This window comes from Treponema primitia (assembly GCF_046533075.1).
GTDB lineage: Bacteria > Spirochaetota > Spirochaetia > Treponematales > Breznakiellaceae > Termitinema > Termitinema primitia_B.
The window spans coordinates 17,005-42,537 of sequence record NZ_JAJQRB010000045.1 but is presented as its reverse complement, the minus strand read 5'-3'; the positions used below and the strand labels follow the sequence as shown (position 1 = coordinate 42,537).

Here is a 25,533-nt window from a genome sequence, read left to right as displayed (position 1 = left end):
ATGAGACGTGTTTCCACTGATATGCCAAACACCGACGTGCAGTACTATCTGCGCCGTCAGGAGCAGGGCCTTAATGATATGCAGACAAAGATCGCCAACCAAACCAGGATCAATGAGCTTCGGGATGATCCCCTGGCGGCTGCCCATGCGGTTCGTTACGATTCCTACCTTACCCGGCTGGAGCGCTTTGAGAAAAACGCCCTCTACGCCCAGAGTCACTACCGGATCACCGACGATTATATGAAGCAGGCTATCGACGTACTGCAGCGGATTAGGGAACTTTCGGTACAGGGTTCCAACGGCAGCTATGCGCCGGAGGATCTCCGGTACATGGGCCAGGAAATAAACGAGCTTATGAAGGAACTGGTTTCCATTTCCAACGCCAAGGGTAATGACGGCAACCAGATCTTTGCGGGGGACAAGGCCTTTACCGAGCCCTTCCGCATCGTGGAAGGTACCATCCCCAACGGCGGGGAGAACATGGTAGTCCGGGTTGAATACCGGGGCGCCGGGGCCGCCAGGAGGACCGAAGTTACCGAAGGCGCTTATACCAAGCTGGATATGGGAGGCGGAGAAGTTTTTTGGGCCGAACATATGCAGATCTTCTCTAACTTTGACGCAACCAATTACCGCCTTACCGAACCCGGCGCGTTTTATATTGATGGTGAGGAAATAAACGTTGGCCCCGGTGACAGCCTTCCTGCCATCGTAGCAAAGATTAACGAATCCGCCGCTGCGGTTAAGGCCTACGTCGATCCGGTAACCAAGGGTATTGCCCTGGAGGGCACAAACCCGCATCTGATCCGCCTGGAGGACCGGTTTGATTCACGGATACTGCAGGATCTGGGGCTTATCACGAATTCCGGCGATCCCGGAGCTCCCAACTGGCATCCCTCCGCCCGGGTTTCCGGAGGTTCCGTCTTTGATATGGTTATCCGGCTGCGGGACGGACTGTACCGGGGTGATGCGGATTTTGTGGGAGGCCAGGGAATAAGTGGTATCGATCTTGCCTTGGCCAATATGGAAAGCCGGCTCGCCGAAGTAGGCAGCCGGCAGGAACGGGTAGAAGCCACCTGGCAGCGCCTGAACAAGGAAATACCCGATGTGGCCGCCGCCTTTGCCAGGGAAGCCGGTCTGGACTTTACCACCGCCGCCACTAATCTGGGAATGATGGATTTTGCTCACAAGGCAGCCCTTCAGACTGCCGCCAAGGTCCTGCCCCCAACGCTGTTAGATTTTCTACGCTAGTAATAGGAGTATTATTGTGAAGGTCGCAACAAAAGCATATGGCCTAATTGAAGTCGATGAACGTCAAAGGATAAGTTTCCCCCGGGGGATCCTGGGGTTTGAACCGGTTAAGGAGTACATACTCCTGGATGCGGAGCGGCAGCCCTTCTATTGGCTCCAGGCTCTTGATGTGGAACAGGTAGCATTTATACTGATCAATCCATTCCTGTTCAGGCCGGATTACGAATTAGACATCAACGATGAGGAACTGCGGGACATCGGTTTATCCGGCCCGGAAAAGGCGCTGATCTTTTCTGTGGTAACCATACCGCCCGACGGAGGCCCCATGACCGCAAATCTCCAGGGGCCCCTTATCATCAATCGGGAAACCCGGTCCGGTAAACAGGCTGTACTGACAGACCTCCGGTGGAAGACCAAACACGACATCATGAGCGAGTTGGCCACTGCAAGGAAGGGCCCATGCTGATACTATCCAGAAGGATCAACGAAAAGGTGATGATAGGCGATGATATTTCCATATCAATTATTGAGATCCGCGGGGATCAGGTACGGATAGGGGTGGACGCGCCAAAAACAGTAAAAGTGTTTCGCCAGGAAGTATTTGATGCCATCAAGGCGGAAAATAAGGCCGCTGCGGAATCCAAACCGGTATTTCCGGAACTTGACTTCGGCGCTAAACGGGATCCGGACGCCCTATAGAATCTCTTACTTGTCCTTATTTTTTTCAAAGAGATCATTAAACTTATCGGATACGGTATAAAAGGTATCCAATAAGGTGGGATCGAAATGGGTATCCTTCCCTTTCATCATCATATTGATCGCCGTGGGATGATCAATTGGGGGTTTATAGCTTCTCCGCATCCGCAGGGCATCGTATACATCCGCAATCGCCACAATCCGTGCGGCCAGGGGGATCATGGTCCCTTCCAAATGGAAGGGATACCCCGATCCGTTCCACTTTTCATGGTGGCTCAGGGCAATTTCCTTGGCCATGGGGTTTGGATAGGTTGAAAGGATAAAAGCGCCGTTTTTTGTATGTTCCTGCATTACCGACCACTCCCAGTCCGAGAGGGGGCCTTCCTTATTAAGGATATCGTCGGGGGTACCGATCTTTCCCACATCGTGCATGGATGCCAGAAGCCCAATATTGTCGATAAAGTCTGCATCCACCCGTTCATAACCCGGCTTAAGGTGCAGCTCCTCCGCGAGACACCGGGAGTAAAAATTTACCCGGGAGATATGTTTCCCCGTATCATTGTCCTTAAGTTTTGAAGCTTCCAGGAGGCTGTTAAAAACACTGCGCAGGAGTTGGCGGTTTTCCTCGGTTACATCATCGAACATCACCACAAATTCCTTGGGCGCTGAAATATTCAGTTCCGCCGGGAAAATATAGACCTTAGTCTGTACGGTTACCATATTCCGGGATTTTATCCGGGCTTCCCCCTTCCAGGAATACCCGTTTTCTCCATTGGTTACCGTACTCCGAATCTCCCGTATATCCTTAAGATCAAAGGACTTCCCAAAAACATCGATAAAATTATTTTTCTGGAGATGCTGAAAGGAGGAAAACATTTTTTTAGAACCCGGATTGGCGTAGAGTATTCTTAACTGCCGGTTAACAATCAATACGGGGAATACACTCTCTTCAAATAAAGTAGTCGACGATTTCAACGGTTCAATTATGTCAGAGTTATCATCAAGAAGATTATCGTCACTCAGAGTTTCCAATACTTCAAGGGGTTCTAAATCTTCGGTATCTGCCATAAAAACCAACTATATTTTATTTAGCTTCAAAGGTTAATTCAGCGTCACTCTTGCGTAAATAAAGGGGACCTGAAAAGACCTCCTGCGCTGCTTTTAGTATATCCATTTTTTTAACAATGTCCAATAGCTCCCGGGCTTTTCCCCTTTTTCCCAGGGGGTCAACAAAAAACCGGCCCCGGTCAGGGGAACCCTCGAAAAGGGGGCTAAGCTTTTCCTGTAACATCTCCGCCGCCGGGCCTGTAAGCATCACCGGTTCGTCCCCGGTCACACTTGTTTTAAGCGTTTCGGCAATTTCCTCCGGGGAAGCGTCCCTGTAGGCCCCTTCCTGCAGGCCGCCTCTGTACAGGGCGGTAAAAAAACGGCCCTTCTTTGCGTCCATTGCCGGGAGGACTATCCCCGGCCAGGCTGCCTGGGTCGCGGCCATACAATCCAGGGTTGGCGCCGAAACCATGGGTATGCCCAGGGAAAGGGCCAGACCTTTGACCGCCGCAAAGGCTATACGAAGCCCCGTAAAGGAACCGGGGCCCTTCATACAGGCCGCAAGCTCAAGGTCTGCGGGTTCAAGGCCGGCGCGGCTCAGCAAATGGTCCACCACATCCATGAGCAGTTCTCCGTGGCGCAGCCCGCCATCCACCTCAAAGTACCAAACATCGGTCCCTGCGGCAAGGGCAACCGATAAAACCGCGGCGGATGTGTCCAGGGCAAGTATATTCATCTCAAGGTTCCTCCAGATCAATGCTGCGCCGGTCTTGGTCAAGCAAGCCAATCTCAATAATAATCGCTGACCGGGGAATTGACAGGGGGAGACGTTCACTCCATTCAATAACGGAAATCCCCTCACCGTCGATACATTCATTACCCCCCAGGGCTTCAAAATCATCATCTCCCTTGAGGCGATACGCGTCAATATGATAGAAGGGTAGGGCATTGGCTGCGCGGTATTCTGAGATAATGGTATAGGTGGGGCTGGTTACCTCTTCTAAAATGCCAAGACCCCGGGCAATACCCTTGGTAAGGCAGGTCTTCCCGGCGCCCAAACCACCTCTTAGGGCTACAATACTGCCCTTTTTAAGGCCCCGGGCGATCTTTTCCCCTATGGATATGGTTTCTGCCGGAGAAGAAGAAACAAACCTAACCAGGAAGGCCCCCGTTATCGTCCAAATCGGCTATAAACTGTTTTAATTCCCGCATCAGCGGAACCAGGGGATAATCAACCGGTTCGGCAATGGTAACAGAAACCTGATTCAGTCCGGTGGGCAAGGTTTCAATGGTAAAATCGATATTCCTATCAATATTTTTTCCCATAAGATCAAGTTCAAGGATCCCGGTGAACAAGCGCCGGTAATATATGGGGACATCTTTTCTTACAATATCTTTGATTTGTTTAATCTTCATCCCACCCTCTCTTTGTTTTAATCCAATTAAATCTTGTCAGTAATCACTGTATTCAAACACCATTGCGTTAATAGAATTCTGGGTTCGACGGGGCATTTTAATAAATTTTATATGGATTGTTGCGTACATACCTCCCCGGTTAATCCTGAGAACCTGTCCCAATGCAGCCAGGGATGGGGAATCGCCGTAGGCAAAATCTATTTTAACCCTGGAGCCAGGCTGTATATTTGCGGAGCTTCTGACAGAACACCCTCCTATGGAAATATCCATAATGGTGCCGGAATAGCGGTGTTTATCCAGGGACATCTTTTTCACTATCTTCCGGCGTACCTTCGTTTCCGTTACGATAACCAGGGAAAAATTGCAGCTAGTAGAGGCTTGCCTCCGCCGGAACTTGCGCTGAACCAGGGGCTTAACCCTGGCAGCATGGGCGAGCTTTAAGGCCGAGCCCTTGGGGGTTTCCGAGACACCGAGTATTTTACTATCAAAAGCATAACCCTTACTTGACTTGGTAAAGAATGAAAGCGAAACCCTGGAGCCGTTGGGGAATTTTACCGGGGTGCCTAGGGTATTTTTTGGACTATCAACCAGGATCGAATCTCCCTTGGCATTGAGTACCCTAACCTGGTAGGTTTCTCTGCCCACCGCAAGCATGGCCGCCATATTCGCCGGTATCTGACGGGTTGATGTGGCGGTGCCGGTGGTATTTTGTGTAGCCTCAATGGAATTTCTGGTGGAAAAGAGAAGGGCTATCCGCTGCTGAACCACCGCTTCATCATCCGCGCTGTTTTCAATACGCTGGTACGCTCTCTTAAAATGCTTATCCAGAAGGGGAGTACTCTGTATCACCGCAAGGGGATCCGTTACCGCATCGTTTCTAAAAACATCCTCCAGTACCTTTCTCTGGGACTTATCCAGCCCGTAGGAATTGGCTATTCTCCGTATGGCGAAGACGCTGAACCGGCGCGGCGCTCCGGCGCCTTTTCGGTTTCTGACAAGGCCGTTGATGAGTAAAAAGAGAAAAAGTCCCCCAAGGAGCACCCCTATAATCGGAGCTGTCCAGGGGTTATCTTCACCTGAGGATTTAAAATAAACTATGCCATCTTGGAGAAGATAGAACCCTAAAAGCCCCCGGATAACCATATCCGGTACCTCCTATGCGGCGGTTGGGGTTTTTATAGCCGAATAAAAGGTCCGCAACCGCGGTGCCAGTTCATATTCCGCCAGATCCCCCACTAAAACCGCATCTTTTACTTCGTAGGCCGCCAGCAATTCCTTCAAGGCGGCGCTAAAATCGTCGATAAATGCGCTAAAAGGCACAGTATCGATTATTATAGTATCGGTAATTATACCTTCCAGTCTTAGTAAAGAGAAGAGCCTAAAAAGTTTTTCGGCAATATTAGAAAAAAGTTGTACCGTTTCCGCCGCCCGGCTATCCTTCCCGGTTTGAATATCCAGGGGCAGATCCTCAAGCCGTTTCGCCGTGGCCTCCACCAGCCCCTCCAGGCCGCTGAGTTCCAGCCGGGGGTCCCGTAGTTCCCGGAGCCGTTCATCCACCAGCGCCGCAAGGGAAGAGGCGGCCAGGCCTTCTCCCCGGAAGCTGCGGCTTATGTGGTCAAAAATGTCCGGGATCCGTTCCGCCAGGAAGCTTGCCACAGGGCTTTCTTCCCATTCCCGCTGTATACGGCGTTGATCCTCAAAGGAGGCGTTTCCGTAGGCGGTAATATCGTGCTGAATATCCACCAGGGCTTCCGCCATAAGCAGGGGGAGACCGGTGGTCCGGATATCCAGGACTTTTATACCCTCCAGGGGCCGGTCAAATACATCGTTTATAGAAGCGGCGTTAATAAGACCACCGTTTATGCTTAGTCCGCTCAGGGAATACCCCGACCCGGCAAGCCAATCACCGATGCCTCCGAGGAGTTCCCCAATGGTTTTTTCTTTTTCAAGGACAATATCGGCGGGTTTCCCGTCAATCGTAATTTCCATGTACCTTACCTGCCATTATTGTTGTTTGACTGCTGGCTAAACTGATCCAGGGAAGTGGACATCCGTTCCATGCGGGTAAAAGCCCCTTCCATCTGACCATACTGTATCCTGAGGGAGGATTCCTTGCTGGCAAGCTGCCGGTCCAGGGTTTCCATCCGCCGCTGATCCTGGTCTACCCGGGAATCGATAGAGCTTGTCTTAAGGCTGATAATCCCCCCGGTCTCCACGTAGGGTTTGGAAAGGTTGTCTATGGTATATGCCAACCCGGTATCCACCAGCAGATCCCCGTCACTGTCAAAACCGAAGAGCTGCCGTATCTGGGGAATCCGTGTTTCCAGGGCGGCGTCCAGAATTTTTTCATCAATCTCAAGGTAACCCCGCAGCCGGGAAGCATCGTAACCCGAGGAAGCGCCGGAACGCCGCACGTCGGTACCCACGCCGATCTGAGAAAGCAGTAAGGGCGCATCCGAAGTAGGGTAGGGCGTCGTGGCAGCCCTTTGGAGGGTATTTTTAAACTGGCTCAGGGTTGAATCTCCGGAGAAGATTCCCAGCCGCTTCCGGTAATTCTCCTGCTCCTCCGTGGTGAGGTAACTCAGTTCCTGAATTATCCGATCGTCGTTCCGGGTTAAAATATTCACCTCCGCCATAAGGCGGTTATAATTCCCCACCAGGGAGATAATGCTGTCCTTTATCCCTTCCCGGTCGGGCTGAACCCCAAGACTCACCGGTCTGTCGGAGACATTCCTGGGGGTAATGGTGACCCCGGGAATAAGATCATCAATATTATTACTGGGCCGTTTTATCTCGATGCCGTCCATGGCGATAACCGCATCCGATGCAAGGGAAACGGGGTTATGGGCCTTGAAGCCTCCCCCGGTCGCCAGAGGATCGTAGATCCGGACATTTTTGATAGATACATCCCGGTGGGTATTGTGATTTACCAGTTCCATGGAGATGATGGTTCTATCCCCGGCTATATCCTGAAGCCGGTATTGGTAGGACTTAAAATTTTCAGAATCCGAAATGGGCGGCAAAATGGTGGTGGTTCCGTCGGAATAGTTAAAGGTTAAAACCCCAAAGTCATCAACCCTGGGCGGGATTGGCGGAGGAGTCCAGGGGGGGAGGGGCGCTGAGGAAAGGTCGTTTTCTATGGTTATATCCCCATAGCTCGCCGACCCCGTAGGGGGAAGCTCCGGGCCCGTAGGCGGCTGGGGTATGATTACGGCGCCATTCTTTTGCACCACCGTGGAGACTTCAAAGCTTACAACCAGCTCCGGGGAGGAACGAATAGCCACACCGGGGCTTATAAGCGCCCTGCCCCCCGCATTGACACTGAGGATATTGTTTTCAAGGGATATGAGCTTGGGATCCGAATTACGCCCCGGCTGCACCGTGGCATTACTCAGGGTAAAATCGACCCGGGTATCGTTTACCCGTTCCGCCATGCCCACGCTTATGGCCAGGGCTTCCGCATCTTCATAAAAGCCCAGGCGGTTCTTTTCCCCTGTTACCAGGGATTCTAACAGCAGGGATCTGGTTCCCGGCTCAACCTGGATAAGGCTGGCCTGTATTTTTTCCTTGCCCCGCCTGTTCAGGGCCTCGGTAAATTCCCGAAGGCTGCCCCCGCGGAATGCAAAGGAGATCTGGTCTTCCCCCACGGAAAAATTGTACGTTCCGTTAGGTACCCGGTAATTTTCATCAAGGGGGGAGGATATGAACCGGTCCGCTGCGGCAACCTGCTTCACCGTAAAGCGGTGGGACTGCTCCGTTGCTTCCCGGGTGGCGTTGGCGCTAATTACCGAATCGTCCTCTGAAACAACTATCCGTTCATTAAAGGGGTTTTGAAAAGAAAAAAGGAGCCGGGCGCTATCCCGCAGGGTACCCATGCGCCGGCCCATCTCCTGCCAATAGGTCTTTTCTGTTTGGAGTGTCTCGACACGTCTTTCCACGCGGTCCCTGGGAACGCGCTCGACCTTCATCAGGTCATCAATGAGTTTATCGGTATTAAACCGGCTTTTTACTCCGGGAACATAAATATCGGACATACTCCGCTTGCTTTGGTAACCCTACACTTTTTCGTCGAATAAGAAACCGATGGTTTCCTTGATGTTATCATGCAGTCGCTGCAGTTCTTCCGGTGGAAGTATCTTAATTACCTTATCGGTTTCGCCATCAATGACCTTGACGATTACCTCGTGGGACTCGTGATCTACTTCGAATTTAAGCCTTCGATTTAAGGCCAGCGTGACCCGTTCAAGGTCCGCAACGGTAGCTCCTATATCCAGGGAAACTTGTTCCGCTGGACTCTGATTTCCCGGCATGGTTGATTCAAATTTTTCTATTGCAGCGGCATGGGCTGCCGAAGCGGCTTTAGACGCACGAATCTGCGGGAGTTCCTGCTGGGGAATTACACCCCGAGCGGCTAATACAGTACCCATATAGGTACCTCCCAAAAACATACATAACCCTCATTAAAAATGAAGATCGTGGCTTTCAAAAAAGGGCGGAGAAGGGCGCGACTTCTCCGTCCAAGCAATCTGGGATTGCAGCAATCAAGGATTGCACGTTTCAAAAGACGACGTCCAGAAGTCTCTTGTTACGAGTGGCCTATTAGCCCAAAAGCTGTAACACCGACTGGGTCTGTACATTGGCCTGGGCCAACATAGCATTCCCCGCCTGGGACAGTATCGAATCCTTGGTAAAGGCAACCATTTCGGTCGCCATATCCGCATCCCGCACCCGGGATTCGGAGGCCTGGAGGTTTTCCGCTGCAACAGCGATTCCTTCCGCGGCCATTTCAAACCGGTTCTGATACGCGCCAAGATCAGCTCGCTGCTTGGAGATTAACTTCAATGCAGAATCGATTGAGCCGATAGCCTGATTAGCTTCCTCAGGGGAGACGATGGAAATATTCCCATCTTCGCCCTGGGTGTTCTGTAAACCAAGCGCCTGAGCGGTCATGGTACCGATAAAGATCTGTTCGTTCTGATCCATATTGGCCCCGACCTGGAGCTGCATAACCCGATTAACGGATGAATTCTGGGCAAAGGACCCGGTGAGGATGTTCATCCCGTTGTATTGAGCATGGCTCGCTACACGGTTGATTTCATCGACCAACTGGGAAACCTCAACCTGAATCTGCATACGATCCTCATCGGTATAGATACCGTTGGCGGACTGTACGGACAGCTCCCGCAGACGGTGCAGGATATCCTGGCTTTCCTGAAGATAACCTTCGGTAACCTGGATAAAGGACACACCGTTCTGTATATTGCGCTCAGCCTGGTTCAAACCCCGGATCTGGCCCCGCATTTTCTCGGAGACCGCGAGCCCGGAAGCATCATCACCCGCCCGGTTAATACGCTGGCCTGAACTGAGCCTTTCAATGCTCCTTTGTACATCAGCCTGCGTAACCCCAAGTGTGCGATTGGCAAACATGGCGCTCATATTGTGATTAATAATCATATAACCCTCCTTGCGTTGGTAAGTACGGCTTTCCTTTGCCATACTCGAACCGCACGATAAGCCGTTCCGGAAGGAGGTTCGCGCCATTCCTCCCGAAACTTCTTTGAACGGAACGAAACGGTTATCCCGGGTTACACCCGTTATAAACGATCCGTACCGCCGTGCGCACACGCCAACGAGGGTTTTTTTGTCAAAGAACATTGAGAATTAAAAAGTTGTACTTTTTAATTCTCTTGGGAGAATTCCTTCGGAATTCTCCCGGGTTGGGGCATCCTATCCTAAGATAGAACACCCCTTTCAATTATAACTGTAACGCGTTATTGGAGAAGTTGCAAGACCGAGGTGGTCCGCTGGTTCGCCTGAGCCAGCATGGCCGTTCCGGACTGGGACAGGATCTGATCCCGCATATAGCTCACCATCTGGCTAGCCATATCGGTATCCCTGATCCGGGATTCCGAAGCCTGCATATTCTCCGCTCCGATGTCCAGGCCGACAATGGCGTGTTCCAGCCTGTTCTGGTAGGCGCCCAGGTCCGCCCGCTGCTTATTGATAATCTTGATAGCAGCGTCCAGGGTCCCGATAGCCCGGTTGGACTCTTCCGGGGACTGCATGTCCATGAAATCGCCGTTTCCGACATTGCGGAGCCCAAGTCCGAAGGAGGTCATGGTGCCGATAAACACCTGCTCCCGCTGATCCATGTTGGCGCCGATATGGAACCACATAGAGGCGGTGACCACGTTGTCCCCAACCTGATGGGCGAAACGGCCGGTGAGCATGTTCATGCCGTTGAACTGGGCATGGCTGGCAACCCGGTCGATTTCGTCGATGAGCTGGGAAACTTCTACCTGGATCTGCATACGGTCTTCGTCGGTGTAAACACCGTTGGAAGCCTGTACCGCCAGTTCCCGCATACGCTGGATAATGTCCTGGGTCTCCTGGAGATATCCTTCGCTGGTCTGGATAAAGGAAATGCCGTTTGCGGCGTTTGCGGAAGCCTGGTTGAGCCCCCGGATCTGGCTGCGTAACTTTTCCGATACCGCAAGTCCGGAAGCGTCGTCTCCCGCACGGTTGACACGAAGTCCTGAAGAAAGCTTCTCCATGGACTTGGTAAGGTTATTTTGGGTAACCTTGAGGGACCTGTCCGCAAACATTGCGGATAGGTTATGGTTGATGATCATATCATCCTCCTTGATAATGTCTCCCAATGCATCCTTGCTTTGGGTTGGCAATTTACTGTTTAAAAGACCAGTAGGTCTTACGACTCCTTGCCATTACCAGTTTCGGTAGAAAACGGCATAAACTTTAGCTTTTTTTGATCCGTGCTTGTATTTGTCAATTTTCTGGGGTAAACTGCTGTGATATAGTAGAATATTTTACAGGTAGCGGGTAAAAAAATGATAAAAATGTTAAGTGCCTCTACAACGGAAATTGACGATGTAGATTTGGCGGTAGCGGAAATCCTCGAACAGCTTGATTTATCGGGCAAATTGCTTAAAAATTCCGTGGGTATCATAGCCTGTTACCATGAATTTATCGAAACCGGGGTGGTGGAGGCGGTCTGCAAAAAGCTGCCCTTCGACGTGGTGGGTTGTACCACCCTGGGCAATGCGGCCCTGGACAAGTGCGGCCTGGAGCTTTTGAGCCTTTCGGTGCTGACCAGCGACGATGTAAGCTTTTCCGCCGCCATATCCGGGGAACTGGACCCGGGGGATATACGGCCCGCCATTACGGGGGCTTACAACCAGGCTTTGGCTTCCCTGGGTGGGGAGCCGGTGCTGATACTTTCTTACGCACCCATGATGAGTTCCGTGGGGGCCGCCCCGATTTTGGAAGAAATAAACAAACTGGGCCGGGGCATACCCGTATTTGGCACGATTTCTTGCGATTCAACCTCGGATCTCCATGAAAGCAAGGTTATCCATAATGGTGTAGCCTCTAAAAACACCCTGGCTCTGGTCCTGGTGAAGGGGAATATCCGGCCCGCCTTCCATGTAAACTCCATCGCGGATGACAAGATCCAGAAATTAACCGCCGTTATTACCGAATCCGAAGGCTGTCTGTTGAAAAAGGTGAATGATATGTCCTTCCTGGATTACCTTGAAACCATAGGGATTTCCAAGGAACGGGTCATTGAATCTCCCACTTCGTTTCCTATTATGGTAAACTACAATGACGGTACCAAGCCGGCTGGTAGAGGTATCTACGGCTTAAGCCCGGAAGGTTACGCCCTTTTGGGCGGGGAAGCGCCTGTGGGCGCCACGGTGGCCCTGGGAACCATGGACTATAAGGGGGTTCTGGAAACTGCCGAAACCGCCGTGAAAAAAGCCCTGGAGGACGGAACTATCAGCGGTCTCCTTTTGTACCCCTGCCTGACCAGGAACTTCATGCTTGGCCCTAACAGCGATGATGAAATGAAAAAGGTAATGGGGGTTTTAGGCGGAAAATACCCCTATCAAATATGTTATTCCGGCGGGGAAATTTGCCCATCATCTACAGAGGATGGCAAGCTTTTAAACCGCGTACATAATTTTACCTTTGTTATTTGTACTTTTTAGAGGAACATAATGGATAGCTCTGGAAGTCAAAACAGTCCTGAATCCCGCACGGTAGAATCTTTGTCCCTTAGTGTGGGTCAAACCATAACGCCGGAGATCCTTGAGTACATTCGGAACCTTACGGGGGACAATGCCCGGCTTTCCCGGCAGGCCCGCAGGCTCCAGGAAACACTGGACCGCAATAAGCGCCTTGCCCTGGCATCCACTAACTTAGAATCCCTGCGGACCCTGGAGCAGATGAAGCAGGAAAAGTATATGCACCTGCTCCTGGAAAACAGCCCGGATATGATCATCATTCTGAATGCGGAAAGCCGCTTTGTGTACTGCACCAATGCTTTTCTGCGGGAAGCGGGGATAGAAAATTTTGGGCATATCAACGGCCGTCCTTACCGGGATGTGTTCGATAAGTTTGCTAACCCCGATTGGGGGGCCATGCTTTTTGAAATATTCCGTACCGCTATGGAGGAGCGGAAATCTCTGACCCTCCAGGAAAGGGTGGATATCAAGGCGGATGGTTCGCCCCGGCGCTATGTTATCCATTTTACCCCCATGGTTTCCGAGGCGGACACCGTGGAGGGGGCCATGCTGATGCTTCACGATGTGGAGGATCTTGCCCAGGCCAAGGAAGCGGCGGAGCGGGCCAGTTCCGCCAAGTCGGACTTCCTGGCCAATATGTCCCACGAGATCCGTACTCCCATGAACGCCATCATAGGGATGACCCATATCGCCAAATCCTCCAATGAGCTGGAAAAAAAGAATTACTGTTTAGGGAAGATCGAGAATGCCTCTGCCCATCTCCTGGGGGTTATCAACGATATTCTGGATATGTCCAAGATCGAAGCGAATAAGTTTGATCTTTCCTATACCGAATTTGACTTTGAAAAGTTGCTTATCCGGGTAACCAATGTGGTGGAATTCAAGGTTGAGGAGAAGTCGCAAAATTTCTTTATCCACACCGATGATGATGTTCCGGAATTTATCATCTCCGACGAGCAGCGGCTCTCCCAGGTTATTGCCAACCTCCTCTCCAACGCCATAAAATTCACCCCCGAAAGGGGAAATATCACCTTAAACATCCATAAAACAGACGAAAAGGACGGGATCTGTACCATCCAGATCGAGGTTATCGATACCGGGATTGGGGTTACGGAGGAACAGAAGTCACAGCTTTTCAATTCCTTTGTGCAGGCGGATAGCAGCATCTCCCGAAAGTTTGGGGGGACAGGATTAGGGCTGGCTATTTCAAAACGTATCGTAGAAATGATGGACGGCAGGATCTGGGTGGAATCGGAATACGGTAAGGGCGCCGCCTTTAAGTTTTATATCCAGGCTGAACGGGGGAAGGAATCTAAGAAACCGGCTGCAAAGAAGGGCCTCCTGGAAATCGGCAAGATCAATGTATTGGTGGTGGACGATTCCGAGGATCTGCGGGCGTATTTCCTGTCCATGGCCCGAAAGATTGGCTTCCATTGCGACGTCGCCGAGGATGGCCAGATGGCGACCAGGCTTATCGAAGAAGGCCGGCATTATGATATGATTTTTGTGGACTGGCGTATGCCCGGCATCAGCGGTACTGAATTAACCAGGACCATCAGAAAAGTTGTGGGCAACCAGGTAATAGTAATTATGATTTCTGCGGTAGAGTGGGCTAAGATCGAAGAGGAGGCAAAGGCAGCGGGAGTAAACGGTTTTATCCCCAAGCCTCTTTTCCCATCCCTCCTGGTGGACTGTTTTAATCAATACCTCAGCCCGGATACCGGCGGCGCTGTGGAAGAAACGGAGAAGTCCGAGGACCTGCACCTGGAAGGAAAGCGTATTCTTCTGGCTGAGGATGTGGAAATTAACCGGGAAATCGTAATAGCAATACTGGAACCCTACGGCCTCACGATAAACTGCGCCGAAAATGGCATTGAGGTGGTCAAGGAATTCGAAACCCATCCGTACAACTACGACATTATCTTTATGGATGTCCACATGCCCGAAATGGACGGCTATGAAGCGACCCGCCGAATACGCTCCCTGGACATACCCCGCGCCAGGGAAATACCTATCATTGCCATGACCGCCAATGTCTTTGCGGAGGACGTGGAAAAATGCAAGGCCGCCGGGATGAATGACCATGTGGGTAAGCCCCTGGATATGGAACAGGTAATGGCCGCCCTGAAAAAATACACCGGCCCGGAATATGCCTTAAAAGAACTCCCCTCCGTATAATTACTCAGTCTATTTAACCATTCCTTTAAGCAGCAGACTCCGCCACTTCCACAGTATTGGTCCCTGTTTAGCCCGGTCCCGGAGCATGGCGGACAGGACTTGGAAATCCTTTTCCCCAAGCGCTTTATGGATAAAGCTTCCCCAGCTTGAACGTTCCGGGTCAAACCAGAGGGAAATGTCCCGTTCGGTAAGGAGCCGTTCTTCAGCCTGGTCCAATACGGTCAGGGTAGTTTGAAACCCCGCCGCAGTAAAACTGTGTTCCAGGGTTTCGGCGTCCCAGGTCCAGCGGCCGGCTCCTTCGGTCGCGGCGAAAAAAGCTTCCTCCGCCTCCGCAAGCCGGCGGATCAACTCCGCCGTTTTACTATCCTCATCGGCGAGGATTCGGGATATACGCTCCCCAAGCTTCGGCGGAGACTGGAGCAGTACCAGATCCCCGCTGTCCGCCAGCAGATTGCGGGCAGCTTCCGCAAAGGCGGTAAATGCCGCCTGGGGAGCGGCGCCAAATCCCCGCCGCCAGGGCTCCCGGGCAAGGATGTGGTCAAAGCTATGGCAATCAAACCAGGTATCCGCATCTTCCGGAGAAGGCAGGAGCGGGCCCCCGCTCTTTTGTACGGCAATTATAGGCTGTTCAGGCTCATCGATCCCGGCGGCATAACGGAGCAGCGCTTCCCGGGCGGTATCGCTGTCCACTAAGGCAGCGGACAGCCCCTCGGGGGCACGGCGAAGGCATTCCCAGAGGAGGAGGCCGTCGTTGGCGGCGGCAATCAGGATGCGGTGATGCCTGACTATGGAACACTGCTCCAGGATAGTGTCCCGGTCCGATAGGAGGAGGGCGCTTCGGCCGGATTCCAGCCGCTTGAACCAGCCTTCCCGGCCCTTTGAGGAAGCGGACCAGGAGAGGAATTCCCCGTCGGCGGCATCGCCGTGGGCGTCGCCTATGATAAGCGCAACCTGGAGTTCCCGCTTTTTCAGCACCTCCTCCCGGATTTTACCTTCGTACCCGATGCGGGAGGGGTTGTAAAAGGTTTTGCCCCGGAGCAGGGTGGGAAGGTACTGCTGGGCAGCCCAGTGGTCCCGGTATGCATGGGGATAAATATAGCCCTCCCCGTGACCAAAACCCTCCTTGTCCCGGCTCGCGTCCCGGAGATGGCTGGGAACCTCGGCGTCCTCCCGGTCTACCTCCGCCAGGGCGTCGAAGAAGGCCAGGGTGGTATTGGATTTAGGCGCCGTTGCCAGGTACAGGCAGGCATGGGCCAGGGGGAAATTACCCTCCGGGAAGCCGATACGGTCAAAGGCCTGGGCGCAGGAGATAACCACGTTTATGGCAGCGAGGTCCGCAAGGCCCACGTCTTCGCTGGCAAGGATGATCATGCGGCGGAAGATAAACGAGGGGTCCTCACCGGCGCGGACCATCTTGGCCAGCCAGTACAGGGCGGCATCGGGGTCGCTGCCCCGGACACTCTTTATGAAGGCGCTGATGGTGTCGAAATGGTAGTCCCCATCCCGGTCGTAGAGAACCGCCCGGCGCTGTATGCTTTCCTCAGCAGCCTCAAACCCAACCAGGATTTCCGTTCCTTCCGCTGGGGGCCAGGGTACGGAGGTTTCAATCGCCAGCTCCAGGGCGTTGAGGAGGCTCCGGGCATCCCCGCCGGCCACCTCCACCAGGTGTTCCAGGGCGCCCTCCTCAAAGCTCACCCGCCACTTGCCGTAACCCCGTTCCTTATCCGCCAGGGTCCGGTCCGCAGCTTCCCGAAGATTTATTGCAGTTAGGGGCTTTAGCTGGAAGATACGGCTCCGGCTGACCAGGGCCCGGTTTACTTCAAAGAAGGGGTTTTCCGTGGTGGCCCCCACCAGGATCACCGTACCGTTCTCTACCCAGGGGAGCAGGGCATCCTGCTGGGCCTTGTTCCAGCGGTGCACTTCGTCCACAAAGAGGATGGTCCGCTTGCCGTAGAGCCGCCGCCGTTCATCGGAACGGTCTATGGCTTCCCGTATATCCTTTATCCCCGCAAGGACGGCGTTGAGGCTTACGAAGTCGCCCCTGGTTGTATTAGCGATAACCCGGGCCAGGCTGGTTTTACCCGTACCTGGGGGTCCGTAGAAAATTACCGAGGAAAGGCGATCCGCCTGTATGGCCCGGCGGAGCAGCCTGCCGGGACCGACGATATGATCCTGGCCCACCACATCGTCCAGGGTCCGGGGACGCATACGGTCCGCTAAGGGACCTTCGGAAGCTCCCGCACCTTGGACGGTAAAGAGATCAGCCATTGCTTAATTTTTTTCTTCGTGGTTCCATTGCCAGCCTCCGCTAGACCGGTTGCGATAGGAATAGAGCCCTTCCTTTGGGGTGGAGGCAAACATGATAGGATCCGAATCCGGATCATTATTGATGCTATGTTCTAAGGCGCAAATTGAAGTGACCGGATATCTCTCTAAGGTAGAACCATAGTTCCCGTTTTTTGCAATTGAGGTAGGGTCATCCCCTCCCGGATTTTTATGGCCTCCCACAACTCCGGAGTTTATATCAAATAGCACTTCTCTGTAGCCGTGGTTGGCGTAGGAGGTTCCCCCATTTATGCCTATAAGGAGCAATTGACTAGTACCAGGTACGGGCGAGCTGCCCGTATAATCATAGGCCCAAGCCAAAGTAAGGGCGCCGGTAAAGGTCCCCCCTAATGATGTTATTGTAAAACCGTCTTTAGTACCGTACAAAATATTACCGTTTCTGCTGGCAGCTATGATATGATTGGAATCGGGCTGTAAAAATCCTGCAATCCTTTGGGGAATGGCACTCGCGGGACCATTGGTAAGCGTTGCCATCGTAATAACAGGGGCGGCCGGCGGCGCGAACGTTACCTTTAAGATGCCATCTCCCAGGGTTCCCAAATAGTAGACATTATCTATTACGCCGGCTCCGGTGAGGACTCCGTTGAGGGCCTCATCGGGGTCCTCCTTTGTTTCGGTTAAAAAGAGTAGTTTGTTCCCGTTTTTGTATAAAATCGCGCGGCTAGTGCCCTTAGATGCCCCGGCAAACAACTGGTCCCCGGCGCCGAATATACTCTGCACAACGGTGTAGCCGTTTGTGTCGCTTGAATCAACCTCAAGCTGCGTCCAGGTGTTACCACTTTTTTGAAATACCCGGAAATCAAGCTCGGTACCAAAAACAGATAGGGCATATAGAGAGCCGGAAGCAACGGCCAAATCCTTGATATTTCCGCCGGGTTCATAAGCGGATCTTTCCCAATGTCCGTTCCCGGCTAAATCGTATTCAAAGATATTGCCATTGGCAACATAGAGCTTTTCCGCCGCTTTGATCATTTTGGAAGGCCCCCCCTTAATTAACGGCTTGGTGGGCGCCACTTCATGGGATATATCATCTAAGATGGAATCCTGGGCACAGCCCGCTGCTATAAACAGGAGGGGAAGTAAAACAGCGGGCATAAAAAGTTTAATTTTATCATACAATGTAAACATTTTTTTCATCCTAATATTAGAAATGATACTGTGCCGATATGGTAAGTTCTGCGAAATTACCGTACACAGTCCTAGCCGCCCATTGGGGGACCAACCACCATGCGGTGTTCAGCCCAAATGACCAGTCGGGATTAAAACGCCAGAATAGGGAAACAGAAGGTTTTGCAAAAAAACCAAAATAGTCTTCCTCCAAATATATTTGAGGGGCAAAACCAACCATGAGGGAGATGGGCACTTCAAAGCGTCCCAGGATAAACTGATAGCCTACCCGCAGACCCATGGGGACGATAAACACATTATTTTCCCCTATTGTTGAGGCAAACATACCTCCCAATTCCCCTCCCAAAAACAAATGACTGTTAAAAAAGTAACTGAAGGAAAGGGCAAGCGTGCCGCCTATGTTTACATTGTTCGGCAGAATACCCGATTCTCCGACAAAAAACAGGGGGAATAGGGCGCCCACGGAAATACCGAAAATCTTATCGCCCCGGGAATATACCTCGGGGAGGCTGTCCGGCCAATCCGAATCTATGGGGAGTTCAACACCTCTGCCATCATCTTCCGAATCCTGAGCCGCCAAAGGAAACAGCAAAACCCCAAGGAGTATCAAAAAGAAAAAAGTTCTAAACCTAGTTGCGGTCATGGATAAACCTCTCAATCAAGATATGCATAGGACATATTATACTAAAATCATCATCATTAATACAACATCAAGGCTTGGGCAGAGCCAGATATTGGAGTAATATCGGGTATTTGGTGAATAACTCACCATACTTTTCCAGTTCGTCGAAACGGAAAAGGGAATTAATGCTCCGTTCCGCCTGACCCGCCATTTCAGTGTTAAGGAATTCCTTCTGCTTATCAAGGTACTCCTCATAAATCGACCGGGCCGTATTGTAGAGGGCAAGATCGGGCAGCTTGATGTTCCGGATAGTACAGGAAAAGTTATCTATATCCGGAAAAGCCTGGAGTATTTCCGCCTCTAACCGGGCTGCGGCGGCGGTCTTTACGGGGCCTTGGGTAAATTTTAGGTCCATGGCATAGGTTTCAAGCCGTTCCAGGACAAAAAAATCGAGTTTTTCAGCCAGTTCATTTTCATAGTCTTCCAGGCTCTTCTGGCTGTCAAGCCCTTTTTCGCGTACCAGGGATGGCAGAGAAGCGGCCCTTAGGGTAAAGGAAATAAGCGCCCCTAACTCGTAGGAAAAATCTGCGTTAATCCCCGCCGCCGCCGCATAGGTTCCCGCAGATGGCAGATTCCCACTGGCAGAAACGGTTCTGGAAACCGGGTTCAGGGTAAAAGCCAGGGTAACCGCATTGGTTGGAATAAGTTTATACCAGATCCAACGGAATTCCCCTTCCCGAATCAAGACCGTATCGACGCCGTGGGTTTTTGATCGTATCACTCCGTAGGAACCGGGCGGAACCGGCATCTGTGCCCAGCCGAAAAAAAAGGCCGTCCCGGCAAGAATAAGTATTATCAACAGCCCAACTACTTTCTTCATAAAACCTTCCTGATATATTATATTATCATATCAATATGATAATATGTAACCTGGATTTCTAGCAATCCTCAAAGGAGATAATAAGGATGCCCGCTTTCCGGCCATTAAAAAAACCTTTCATCGCGATCCTGGTAAAACGGGCGGTTCTTTTTTTCTTTTTTCTCAGCCTATTGGTGGTATACCTCTACGGCATCGGAACTGCCCAGGAATTTATGGACCGGACCCAGCTATTGCTCCTCCGCCTTTCGGTTATCCTTGGGCTCTCCCTGGCGGTAAGTTCGATTTATGGGATCATTCTGAATGTATGGATTATCGTTCACGACAGAAGGTATCATTTCCTGGGAGGCGCCGGATTCTATATAGCCCTGGGGATACTCGGCATCGCCATAGCCACCTTGGCGGCGTTTATCATGGTGGCAGCGGGAGGAAACAGAACATGACGGCAGACAAACGGCTTTTCGCCCTTAGGGGGGCAACCCAGTGTAAAAACGATCCCCAGGATATTGTGGAACAGGTGGCCGCCCTATACGACGATCTCCTGGTTCGCAATAAGCTGGAAGAACCGGATCTGGTTTCGGTGATATTTTCGGTAACGGCGGATCTGGACATATTAAACCCCGCTACCGCCCTGCGTAAATCCGGCCGGGCAGGGGAGGCTGCCCTCTTCTCCCTCCAGGAGTCCGCCGCAAAGGGGAGCCTCCCAAGAACCATTCGGGTTCTGATCCACTGCTACATGGCCGAAGGCGCCGTACCCCGCTATGTATACCGCAACGGAGCGGAGGTCCTGCGCCCGGACCACGCCGCCGAGGGGACAAGATAAAGAAACCGCAAAGGCGCATAAGGAAGTAAAGAGGAAAATTTGAAATTTACTTTTGCGCCTTTGCGGTTCAAATTTCTTTGCGGTTAAAATTCCTATTATGTCAGTACACTTAGGGCTTTATCCATATCTTTTGCGATTTTTTCGTCCACATAACCCTTGCCTGCCATATCGTAGAGAATTTCCATGGTAGTTTTGTGATCCCGCTCCGGGTGATAGGGCCGCGCTTCGCTTACCGCCTGGTATATATCGATACAGGCCATAAGCCGGGAATTAAAATCAAGCTCATTTGCCTTTTTCCCAAAGGGGTACCCGGAACCGTCCAGCTTTTCATGATGGTTGGAGGCCCAGTTCCGGATCTGTTCAAACCCGTCTATGTCCCCAAGGAGCTCATAGGTTTTAAGCGCATGCCCTTTGATGATGTTGAATTCATCGTTGTCCAGTTTATCCGGCTTTTCCAGGATCTGCGTAGGGATAGCCAGCTTGCCGATATCGTGGAGACTGGCGGCGAGGTACAGCTCCGACAGCAGGGTATGGTCATAGCCGTAGTATTGCCCCATGATCCAGGATCTGTCAGCGATTCCCGCGGAATGGCGGCGGGTAAAGGCGGATTTATAGTCGATAATATGGCTGACGAAGCCCGCGAGGTTCAGAATCACCTGGCTGTCCATGTCCATGGTCCAGGGGGGAATCAGCCTGTTTGCGGTATCCAGGATCCGGTTATCCCCCAGGGAAAGAAGCATGGCTTCGTCCAGAGCCGCCAACATAGCCTCCGCGGCGAGGGGGGTATGGATTACGCCGATATTATCGGTAATATCCCGCCGGAGCTGGGGCAGCCGGTCCGGGCCTACCGTTTGCAGATGATGGGAAACATCGATAAAATCGGCAATCCCGATCAGCTCCGCTCCAAGGGGATATTCTCCTGTCTTTTTCCCGTAGGGCCCATCGCCGTTAGCCCGCTCGTGGTGGTAGAGAATAAAGCCGTCAATGTTGGTTTTGAACCGCAGGGTATCCGCATTCCGCTGGCCGAACTGACAGTGGAGCTTCATACTGGAATCCTGCTCCCAGCCTTCGCGTTCGGACAAAATATATTCAGTCAGGGCATTGTCATGGAGCAGCGCACAACTGGTCAGGGAACTCAGGTCGTCTTCACTCAGCCCCAAATACCGTCCCATGGCGGAACAAAGAGCGGCGATGCGTTTCCCGTGGTGGGTACTTGCCCCCAGCAATTCCCCTTCGACAATGTCCAGGGCAACCGCAATAGCCTCAATCAAGGTATCCATTCTGATATTCATTGTTATACTGTAGTTCATATTATGGTATCTTCTACATAGCTTGTCTAGGGCACTTTTTACTCTGTTTTGCTTGATTTTACTGGCAGTTTTACCAACAGTACAGTCTAAAAGACCCTCGGAACTTGTTACCGATCTCGTCCATGAAAAGCTCCTTTACTCCGGTCCGAACTACTACCGGAACTCGGTATTCACAATTATGAAGCTATCAAGATTTAAGGAAAATTATACCCGGAACCCCTGAACTATAAATGAGAGAGAGCTATACCACAGGCCGGGAGATCGCCCCCTTACACCATTTCTTCCCCTAACACCGCCCCCGTAACCAGCAGCCGTTCTATATCCCGGTGCGGCGGTTCGCCGAATTGCCGCTTGTATTCCCGGTTGAACTGGGTTGAGCTTTCATAACCCACCGCAAAGGCCGCTGTCTCGGCGCTTTTGTCCTCCGTCAACATCAGCCGCTGCGCCTCGTAGAGCCGCAGCCGTTTCTGGAACCGGAGCGGACTCATGCCGGTAATCCGGCTAAAATGGCGGCTCAATGAAGCCTGAGACATATTAACCAGCCGGGAAAGTTCCGTAAGGTTAAAAGGCGAGCAGTAATTTTCCCGCATCCAGCTTATGGCTTGGGCAATCTGATTATTGGGTGTTTCATGGGTTCCCAGAAGCCTAAAATCTTCCCCTTCCGGGCCGATTAAAAGGAAATAGTGAATTTCCCGGATAATCATGGGGGCGAGAACCGGTATCCTTTCCGGTGTATCAAGCAAGCTTATCAGGCGGAGACAGGCATCCAGCAATTCAGAGCCAGCCTTTGCCGCCGTCAGCCCTTTATAAGAAGCCCCATTGCCGGGCGGAGGCCGCTTCTCTACCCCCGTTACAAGCTGGCTCATAATATACCGATCAAGAGGGATAGACATAGCAAGATGGGGCTTTTTTGGCGAAGCCCCCGTAATATGGCTGATAGCGGGCAAGTCCATTCCGTAGGCTATATACCAGCCTTCCTTAAAGCGGTATTCCTCATCCGCAACAATGGCCCGTTTATCCCCCTGGACTAACACCCCAATGCAGGGATCGTTAAAACAATCCATCCGTACATCGTTGTCCATCCGGTAGATATACACCCCTTCAATAGCAGTGGGGATTTTCCCCGGTTCCGGCGCCAACTGCGTCAATTTGTCTCTGAGTAACCCAATAATCCGTGTTATGGACTGTCCTTCATTTTTCATACCTAGGAGTTTATCACGTCTGATAAGATTAGGCAAGAAATTGATAAGATTGTAGATAGCGGCATTACGCCGCAGCCAGTACCCTATTCATGAACAATAAGCATTTTCGGAGGAAAGAATGGGCAGCAAAATTGGTATTTTTGCCTTTTTGGTTTTGACATTGACCCTTAGCTCTTACCGTGTTTTCGCGCAGGACAGGGGAACCTTAACAGACAAACGCCTGAAAATCACCATTGGAAACACGGTCTTAACCGCCGTGTTAATCGACAATGAAACAACCAGAGATTTTCTAACCCTCTTACCTATGACGGTCAAAGCCAGCGACTATGTGAGCCGGGAAAAATATTGGCATTTGCCGCGGGCTCTTGCCTTAACAAGCGACCGCCAAAGCGAATATGAGCGCGGCGACTTGGGCTTTTGGATCCCCAACAACGACATGGCGCTTTTTTACAACCATGACGGATCGGCATTACCCAATCCCGGCCTTATCGTCATAGCCAAAATCACTTCCGGCCTCAATGTCTTTAACCAGTATCCGGGTTCAGCAAATTTTAAGATAGAACTGGCTGAATAAGGAGCGCATAGACAATGAAAACATTTTTAGTATGTTCCATTACCATTTTTGCCGCCGTAACAGCCGCAGCGCAGACACAAGGCGCGGATAGTTTTGTTTTGATAAAGGGTGGAACCTTCACCATGGGAAGCCCCGCAACGGAAGCATGGAGGGAACAGGACGAAATTTCCCACCGGGTTACACTTAGGAATTTCTACATAGGAAAACATGAGATAACACAAGGATCGTACCGCGAAATTATGGGAAACAACCCAAGCGAATTTAAGGACGACCATTTACCCGTTGAAAATGTGAACTGGCTTGAGGCGATACAGTATTGCAATGCACGAAGCGTAAAGGAAGGTCTTACCCCGGCGTATACGATAAACGGCGAAAATGTCCGGTGGAATACATCAGCTAACGGCTATCGGCTGCCCACCGAAGCCGAGTGGGAATACGCTTGCCGCGCCGGGACAACAACACCTTTCAATACTGAAAATTCTATCAGCCCGCAACAGGCAAATTATTTCGGCCACTATCCCTACACGATAGAGGAAAATTACTTTTCTCAAAGCAAGCTGGAAACAAAACCCGGCGAGTACCGGCAAAAGCCCGTACCGGTCGGTAGTTTTTCCGCCAATAAATGGGGCCTATTTGATATGCACGGTAATGTGGGCGAGTGGTGTTGGGATTGGTACGGCGAGTATGTTACCGGGACGCAGACAAACCCCGCAGGGCCGGAGACGGGAACTATGCACATCAGCCGGGGCGGAGGCTGGAACGATTTTGCAAAACATTTACGTTCCGCCTACCGTTCCGCTAATCCGCTGTCCCATAAGATGTTCAACCTTGGGTTTCGGCTTGCCAGAAACGTATAATACTATTTCCAGGAGAAAATTAAAATGAAGAAAGGCTTACTGTTTGTTTTAACATTTATCTGTTTGGGGGCCGGCATGGAAGTTCAGGCGCAAAATCGGAGCGGCGGGGGCAAAACCCTCATTGTGTATTTTTCCTGGGGCGGGAACACTCGTGGAATAGCCCGGCAAATCCAGCAGCAAATCGGCGGGGATATTTTTGAGATTGAACTTGTAAAGCCCTATTCATCCAATTACAACACCTGCCTTGACGAAGCCCAGCGCGATCAGCGGCAGCAAGCAAGACCCGCGATCAAAAACCGTGTGGCAAATATCGCCCAATACGATGTAATTTTACTCGGCTATCCAAACTGGTGGGCTTCAATACCAATGCCCATTGCGTCATTTTTGGAGCAGTACGATCTTTCCGGGAAAACAATTATTCCCTTTTGCAGCCACGGCGGGGGCCGCTTCGGACAAAGCCTTTCGGCCATTGCGAAACTGGCCCCCCGTACCAAAATGGGGGAAGGGCTTTCGGTCAATTATTCCGGCGGTAGTTCGCTGCCGAATGACATAACGGCGTGGCTTCGCAAGAACGGCATAGCGGTACGCAATTAAATAGGGAGAGTAGGATGAAAAAACTTTTTTTAATAATAACATTTTTTTGTATGGGGGCTATTATGCAGGCAAACGCTCAAAACCAGAGCAGTAATGGGAAAATTCTTGTTGCGTATTTCTCATGGGGCGGTACCACCCGTTCCCTTGCGGAACAAATTCACGGCAAGACCGGCGGAGACCTTTTCGAGATTAAAACCGTAACCGCCTATTCGTCAAATTATAACACGGTACTTGACCAAGCGCAGAATGAAAAACGGCAAAATAGCCGTCCGCCCCTTGCCACCCATGTGGAGAACATAGCTCAATACGATATTGTATTCATCGGCTTTCCCAACTGGTGGGCCGATATGCCGATGGCGGTGTATAGCTTTCTGGAGGAATATGATTTTTCCGGCAAAAGGATTGTCCCCTTTTGTACCCACGGCGGCAGCGGATTTTCCGGCACTATCAGAACACTTCGCAACAAACTGACTAATTCAACCCTATTAGAGGGATTTGACGTTAGCGGGAAGGCTTCACAATCCAATGTGGATAGATGGCTTCGTAAAATCGGCGTGATTAACTAAGCGG

The 25,533-nt window shown here is 51.5% G+C and carries 27 protein-coding genes; 11 read left to right on the top strand and 16 right to left on the bottom strand.

The window, feature by feature from the left end; genetic code table 11:
* Genes LQZ19_RS08205 through csrA form a run of 3 tightly spaced genes read left to right on the top strand, consistent with a single transcriptional unit; the run spans nt 1 to nt 1,947 of the window.
* Entirely contained in the window at nt 1-1,248 is a 1,248-nt protein-coding gene (locus tag LQZ19_RS08205; RefSeq protein ID WP_411047186.1) for a flagellar hook-associated protein 3, read from the top strand.
* Nucleotides 1,249-1,264: 16 nt separating this feature from the next.
* Nucleotides 1,265-1,714 carry a flagellar assembly protein FliW gene (fliW, locus tag LQZ19_RS08200; RefSeq protein WP_411047185.1) on the top strand — a complete coding sequence of 150 codons (450 nt, stop codon included), beginning with the start codon at nt 1,265-1,267 and terminating at the stop codon, nt 1,712-1,714.
* On the top strand, nt 1,708-1,947 hold the full coding sequence (gene csrA / locus LQZ19_RS08195) for a carbon storage regulator CsrA (protein WP_411047184.1): 240 nt from the start codon (nt 1,708-1,710) through the stop codon (nt 1,945-1,947). The genes fliW and csrA overlap by 7 nt, the downstream gene beginning before the upstream one ends.
* A 6-nt stretch (nt 1,948-1,953) precedes the next feature.
* On the opposite strand, the gene LQZ19_RS08190 is transcribed toward csrA, so the two are convergent.
* From LQZ19_RS08190 to LQZ19_RS08145, 10 genes are all read right to left on the bottom strand, one after another.
* Nucleotides 1,954-3,012, bottom strand: coding sequence for an HD domain-containing phosphohydrolase (locus tag LQZ19_RS08190; RefSeq protein ID WP_411047183.1), 1,059 nt, complete (start codon nt 3,010-3,012; stop codon nt 1,954-1,956).
* Nucleotides 3,013-3,028: 16 nt separating this feature from the next.
* The gene (tsaB, locus tag LQZ19_RS08185; protein WP_411047182.1) at nt 3,029-3,727 is read right to left on the bottom strand and encodes a tRNA (adenosine(37)-N6)-threonylcarbamoyltransferase complex dimerization subunit type 1 TsaB; all 699 of its coding nucleotides are present in this window, start codon (nt 3,725-3,727) and stop codon (nt 3,029-3,031) included.
* 1 nt (nt 3,728) lies between these two features.
* On the bottom strand, nt 3,729-4,151 hold the full coding sequence (gene tsaE, locus LQZ19_RS08180) for a tRNA (adenosine(37)-N6)-threonylcarbamoyltransferase complex ATPase subunit type 1 TsaE (RefSeq protein ID WP_411047345.1): 423 nt from the start codon (nt 4,149-4,151) through the stop codon (nt 3,729-3,731).
* Nucleotides 4,144-4,407, bottom strand: a complete 264-nt coding sequence (locus tag LQZ19_RS08175) for a hypothetical protein (RefSeq protein ID WP_411047181.1) — start codon at nt 4,405-4,407, stop codon at nt 4,144-4,146. Before LQZ19_RS08175 ends, tsaE begins: the two co-directional genes overlap by 8 nt.
* Nucleotides 4,408-4,443: 36 nt before the next feature.
* Entirely contained in the window at nt 4,444-5,550 is a 1,107-nt protein-coding gene (locus LQZ19_RS08170) for a flagellar brake protein (protein ID WP_411047180.1), read from the bottom strand.
* Between the two features lie 12 nt (nt 5,551-5,562).
* A complete protein-coding gene (locus LQZ19_RS08165) occupies nt 5,563-6,396 on the bottom strand; it encodes a hypothetical protein (protein WP_411047179.1) in 834 nt (277 codons plus the stop codon).
* Nucleotides 6,397-6,401: 5 nt separating this feature from the next.
* Complete coding sequence (gene fliD / locus LQZ19_RS08160) at nt 6,402-8,441, bottom strand: flagellar filament capping protein FliD (protein WP_411047178.1); 2,040 nt, start codon at nt 8,439-8,441, stop codon at nt 6,402-6,404.
* Nucleotides 8,442-8,462: 21 nt separating this feature from the next.
* The gene (locus LQZ19_RS08155; RefSeq protein WP_411047177.1) at nt 8,463-8,834 is read right to left on the bottom strand and encodes a flagellar protein FlaG; all 372 of its coding nucleotides are present in this window, start codon (nt 8,832-8,834) and stop codon (nt 8,463-8,465) included.
* 172 nt (nt 8,835-9,006) lie between these two features.
* The gene (locus tag LQZ19_RS08150) at nt 9,007-9,861 is read right to left on the bottom strand and encodes a flagellin N-terminal helical domain-containing protein (protein WP_411047176.1); all 855 of its coding nucleotides are present in this window, start codon (nt 9,859-9,861) and stop codon (nt 9,007-9,009) included.
* Between the two features lie 317 nt (nt 9,862-10,178).
* The gene (locus tag LQZ19_RS08145) at nt 10,179-11,039 is read right to left on the bottom strand and encodes a flagellin N-terminal helical domain-containing protein (protein ID WP_411047175.1); all 861 of its coding nucleotides are present in this window, start codon (nt 11,037-11,039) and stop codon (nt 10,179-10,181) included.
* A 216-nt stretch (nt 11,040-11,255) separates the two neighbouring features.
* On the opposite strand from LQZ19_RS08145, the gene LQZ19_RS08140 reads away from it, so the two are divergent.
* Both LQZ19_RS08140 and LQZ19_RS08135 read left to right on the top strand, forming a co-directional pair.
* Nucleotides 11,256-12,416, top strand: a complete 1,161-nt coding sequence (locus tag LQZ19_RS08140; RefSeq protein ID WP_411047174.1) for an FIST C-terminal domain-containing protein — start codon at nt 11,256-11,258, stop codon at nt 12,414-12,416.
* A 9-nt stretch (nt 12,417-12,425) separates the two neighbouring features.
* Complete coding sequence (locus LQZ19_RS08135; protein WP_411047173.1) at nt 12,426-14,630, top strand: response regulator; 2,205 nt, start codon at nt 12,426-12,428, stop codon at nt 14,628-14,630.
* Nucleotides 14,631-14,639: 9 nt separating this feature from the next.
* Here LQZ19_RS08135 and LQZ19_RS08130 read toward each other — a convergent pair whose 3' ends face one another.
* The 4 genes from LQZ19_RS08130 to LQZ19_RS08115 form a co-directional block, all read right to left on the bottom strand.
* Nucleotides 14,640-16,898, bottom strand: coding sequence for an AAA family ATPase (locus LQZ19_RS08130; protein ID WP_411047172.1), 2,259 nt, complete (start codon nt 16,896-16,898; stop codon nt 14,640-14,642).
* A 3-nt stretch (nt 16,899-16,901) separates the two neighbouring features.
* Nucleotides 16,902-18,104: a hypothetical protein gene (locus tag LQZ19_RS08125; RefSeq protein ID WP_411047171.1), complete on the bottom strand. Its 1,203-nt coding sequence runs from the start codon at nt 18,102-18,104 to the stop codon at nt 16,902-16,904.
* Nucleotides 18,105-18,120: 16 nt separating this feature from the next.
* Nucleotides 18,121-18,747 carry a TP0733 family outer membrane beta-barrel protein gene (locus LQZ19_RS08120; protein WP_411047170.1) on the bottom strand — a complete coding sequence of 209 codons (627 nt, stop codon included), beginning with the start codon at nt 18,745-18,747 and terminating at the stop codon, nt 18,121-18,123.
* 67 nt (nt 18,748-18,814) lie between these two features.
* Nucleotides 18,815-19,606, bottom strand: a complete 792-nt coding sequence (locus LQZ19_RS08115; protein WP_411047169.1) for a hypothetical protein — start codon at nt 19,604-19,606, stop codon at nt 18,815-18,817.
* 86 nt (nt 19,607-19,692) lie between these two features.
* Between LQZ19_RS08115 and LQZ19_RS08110 the strand changes: the two genes are divergently transcribed.
* Entirely contained in the window at nt 19,693-20,046 is a 354-nt protein-coding gene (locus tag LQZ19_RS08110; protein ID WP_411047168.1) for a hypothetical protein, read from the top strand.
* Complete coding sequence (gene aroH / locus LQZ19_RS08105; RefSeq protein WP_411047167.1) at nt 20,043-20,426, top strand: chorismate mutase; 384 nt, start codon at nt 20,043-20,045, stop codon at nt 20,424-20,426. The genes LQZ19_RS08110 and aroH overlap by 4 nt, the downstream gene beginning before the upstream one ends.
* Nucleotides 20,427-20,521: 95 nt before the next feature.
* Here the strand turns inward: aroH and LQZ19_RS08100 are convergent, their stop codons facing one another.
* Nucleotides 20,522-21,718: an HD-GYP domain-containing protein gene (locus LQZ19_RS08100; protein WP_411047166.1), complete on the bottom strand. Its 1,197-nt coding sequence runs from the start codon at nt 21,716-21,718 to the stop codon at nt 20,522-20,524.
* Between the two features lie 287 nt (nt 21,719-22,005).
* A complete protein-coding gene (locus LQZ19_RS08095; RefSeq protein ID WP_411047165.1) occupies nt 22,006-22,938 on the bottom strand; it encodes an AraC family transcriptional regulator in 933 nt (310 codons plus the stop codon).
* A gap of 118 nt (nt 22,939-23,056) precedes the next feature.
* Between LQZ19_RS08095 and LQZ19_RS08090 the strand changes: the two genes are divergently transcribed.
* The 4 genes from LQZ19_RS08090 to LQZ19_RS08075 are packed head-to-tail and all read left to right on the top strand — an operon-like array spanning nt 23,057 to nt 25,529.
* Nucleotides 23,057-23,512: a cyclophilin-like fold protein gene (locus tag LQZ19_RS08090; protein WP_411047164.1), complete on the top strand. Its 456-nt coding sequence runs from the start codon at nt 23,057-23,059 to the stop codon at nt 23,510-23,512.
* Between the two features lie 14 nt (nt 23,513-23,526).
* Nucleotides 23,527-24,369 (top strand): formylglycine-generating enzyme family protein, encoded by an 843-nt coding sequence (locus LQZ19_RS08085; RefSeq protein ID WP_411047163.1) that lies wholly within the window; start codon nt 23,527-23,529, stop codon nt 24,367-24,369.
* A 24-nt stretch (nt 24,370-24,393) separates the two neighbouring features.
* Nucleotides 24,394-24,963 (top strand): flavodoxin, encoded by a 570-nt coding sequence (locus LQZ19_RS08080; protein ID WP_411047162.1) that lies wholly within the window; start codon nt 24,394-24,396, stop codon nt 24,961-24,963.
* Between the two features lie 14 nt (nt 24,964-24,977).
* The gene (locus LQZ19_RS08075; protein ID WP_411047161.1) at nt 24,978-25,529 is read left to right on the top strand and encodes a flavodoxin; all 552 of its coding nucleotides are present in this window, start codon (nt 24,978-24,980) and stop codon (nt 25,527-25,529) included.
* Nucleotides 25,530-25,533: the final 4 nt, after the last annotated feature.

What these genes read in the sequence shown, in the direction of transcription:
- LQZ19_RS08205 (WP_411047186.1), top strand. Translation starts at nt 1, where the DNA reads ATGAGACGTGTTTCCACTGATATGCCAAACACCGACGTGCAGTACTAT.
- csrA (WP_411047184.1), top strand. Translation starts at nt 1,708, where the DNA reads ATGCTGATACTATCCAGAAGGATCAACGAAAAGGTGATGATAGGCGAT.
- LQZ19_RS08190 (WP_411047183.1), bottom strand. Translation starts at nt 3,012, where the DNA reads ATGGCAGATACCGAAGATTTAGAACCCCTTGAAGTATTGGAAACTCTG.
- tsaB (WP_411047182.1), bottom strand. Translation starts at nt 3,727, where the DNA reads ATGAATATACTTGCCCTGGACACATCCGCCGCGGTTTTATCGGTTGCC.
- LQZ19_RS08175 (WP_411047181.1), bottom strand. Translation starts at nt 4,407, where the DNA reads ATGAAGATTAAACAAATCAAAGATATTGTAAGAAAAGATGTCCCCATA.
- LQZ19_RS08170 (WP_411047180.1), bottom strand. Translation starts at nt 5,550, where the DNA reads ATGGTTATCCGGGGGCTTTTAGGGTTCTATCTTCTCCAAGATGGCATA.
- LQZ19_RS08165 (WP_411047179.1), bottom strand. Translation starts at nt 6,396, where the DNA reads ATGGAAATTACGATTGACGGGAAACCCGCCGATATTGTCCTTGAAAAA.
- fliD (WP_411047178.1), bottom strand. Translation starts at nt 8,441, where the DNA reads ATGTCCGATATTTATGTTCCCGGAGTAAAAAGCCGGTTTAATACCGAT.
- LQZ19_RS08155 (WP_411047177.1), bottom strand. Translation starts at nt 8,834, where the DNA reads ATGGGTACTGTATTAGCCGCTCGGGGTGTAATTCCCCAGCAGGAACTC.
- LQZ19_RS08150 (WP_411047176.1), bottom strand. Translation starts at nt 9,861, where the DNA reads ATGATTATTAATCACAATATGAGCGCCATGTTTGCCAATCGCACACTT.
- LQZ19_RS08145 (WP_411047175.1), bottom strand. Translation starts at nt 11,039, where the DNA reads ATGATCATCAACCATAACCTATCCGCAATGTTTGCGGACAGGTCCCTC.
- LQZ19_RS08140 (WP_411047174.1), top strand. Translation starts at nt 11,256, where the DNA reads ATGATAAAAATGTTAAGTGCCTCTACAACGGAAATTGACGATGTAGAT.
- LQZ19_RS08135 (WP_411047173.1), top strand. Translation starts at nt 12,426, where the DNA reads ATGGATAGCTCTGGAAGTCAAAACAGTCCTGAATCCCGCACGGTAGAA.
- LQZ19_RS08130 (WP_411047172.1), bottom strand. Translation starts at nt 16,898, where the DNA reads ATGGCTGATCTCTTTACCGTCCAAGGTGCGGGAGCTTCCGAAGGTCCC.
- LQZ19_RS08125 (WP_411047171.1), bottom strand. Translation starts at nt 18,104, where the DNA reads ATGTTTACATTGTATGATAAAATTAAACTTTTTATGCCCGCTGTTTTA.
- LQZ19_RS08120 (WP_411047170.1), bottom strand. Translation starts at nt 18,747, where the DNA reads ATGACCGCAACTAGGTTTAGAACTTTTTTCTTTTTGATACTCCTTGGG.
- LQZ19_RS08115 (WP_411047169.1), bottom strand. Translation starts at nt 19,606, where the DNA reads ATGAAGAAAGTAGTTGGGCTGTTGATAATACTTATTCTTGCCGGGACG.
- LQZ19_RS08110 (WP_411047168.1), top strand. Translation starts at nt 19,693, where the DNA reads ATGCCCGCTTTCCGGCCATTAAAAAAACCTTTCATCGCGATCCTGGTA.
- aroH (WP_411047167.1), top strand. Translation starts at nt 20,043, where the DNA reads ATGACGGCAGACAAACGGCTTTTCGCCCTTAGGGGGGCAACCCAGTGT.
- LQZ19_RS08100 (WP_411047166.1), bottom strand. Translation starts at nt 21,718, where the DNA reads ATGAATATCAGAATGGATACCTTGATTGAGGCTATTGCGGTTGCCCTG.
- LQZ19_RS08095 (WP_411047165.1), bottom strand. Translation starts at nt 22,938, where the DNA reads ATGAAAAATGAAGGACAGTCCATAACACGGATTATTGGGTTACTCAGA.
- LQZ19_RS08090 (WP_411047164.1), top strand. Translation starts at nt 23,057, where the DNA reads ATGGGCAGCAAAATTGGTATTTTTGCCTTTTTGGTTTTGACATTGACC.
- LQZ19_RS08085 (WP_411047163.1), top strand. Translation starts at nt 23,527, where the DNA reads ATGAAAACATTTTTAGTATGTTCCATTACCATTTTTGCCGCCGTAACA.
- LQZ19_RS08080 (WP_411047162.1), top strand. Translation starts at nt 24,394, where the DNA reads ATGAAGAAAGGCTTACTGTTTGTTTTAACATTTATCTGTTTGGGGGCC.
- LQZ19_RS08075 (WP_411047161.1), top strand. Translation starts at nt 24,978, where the DNA reads ATGAAAAAACTTTTTTTAATAATAACATTTTTTTGTATGGGGGCTATT.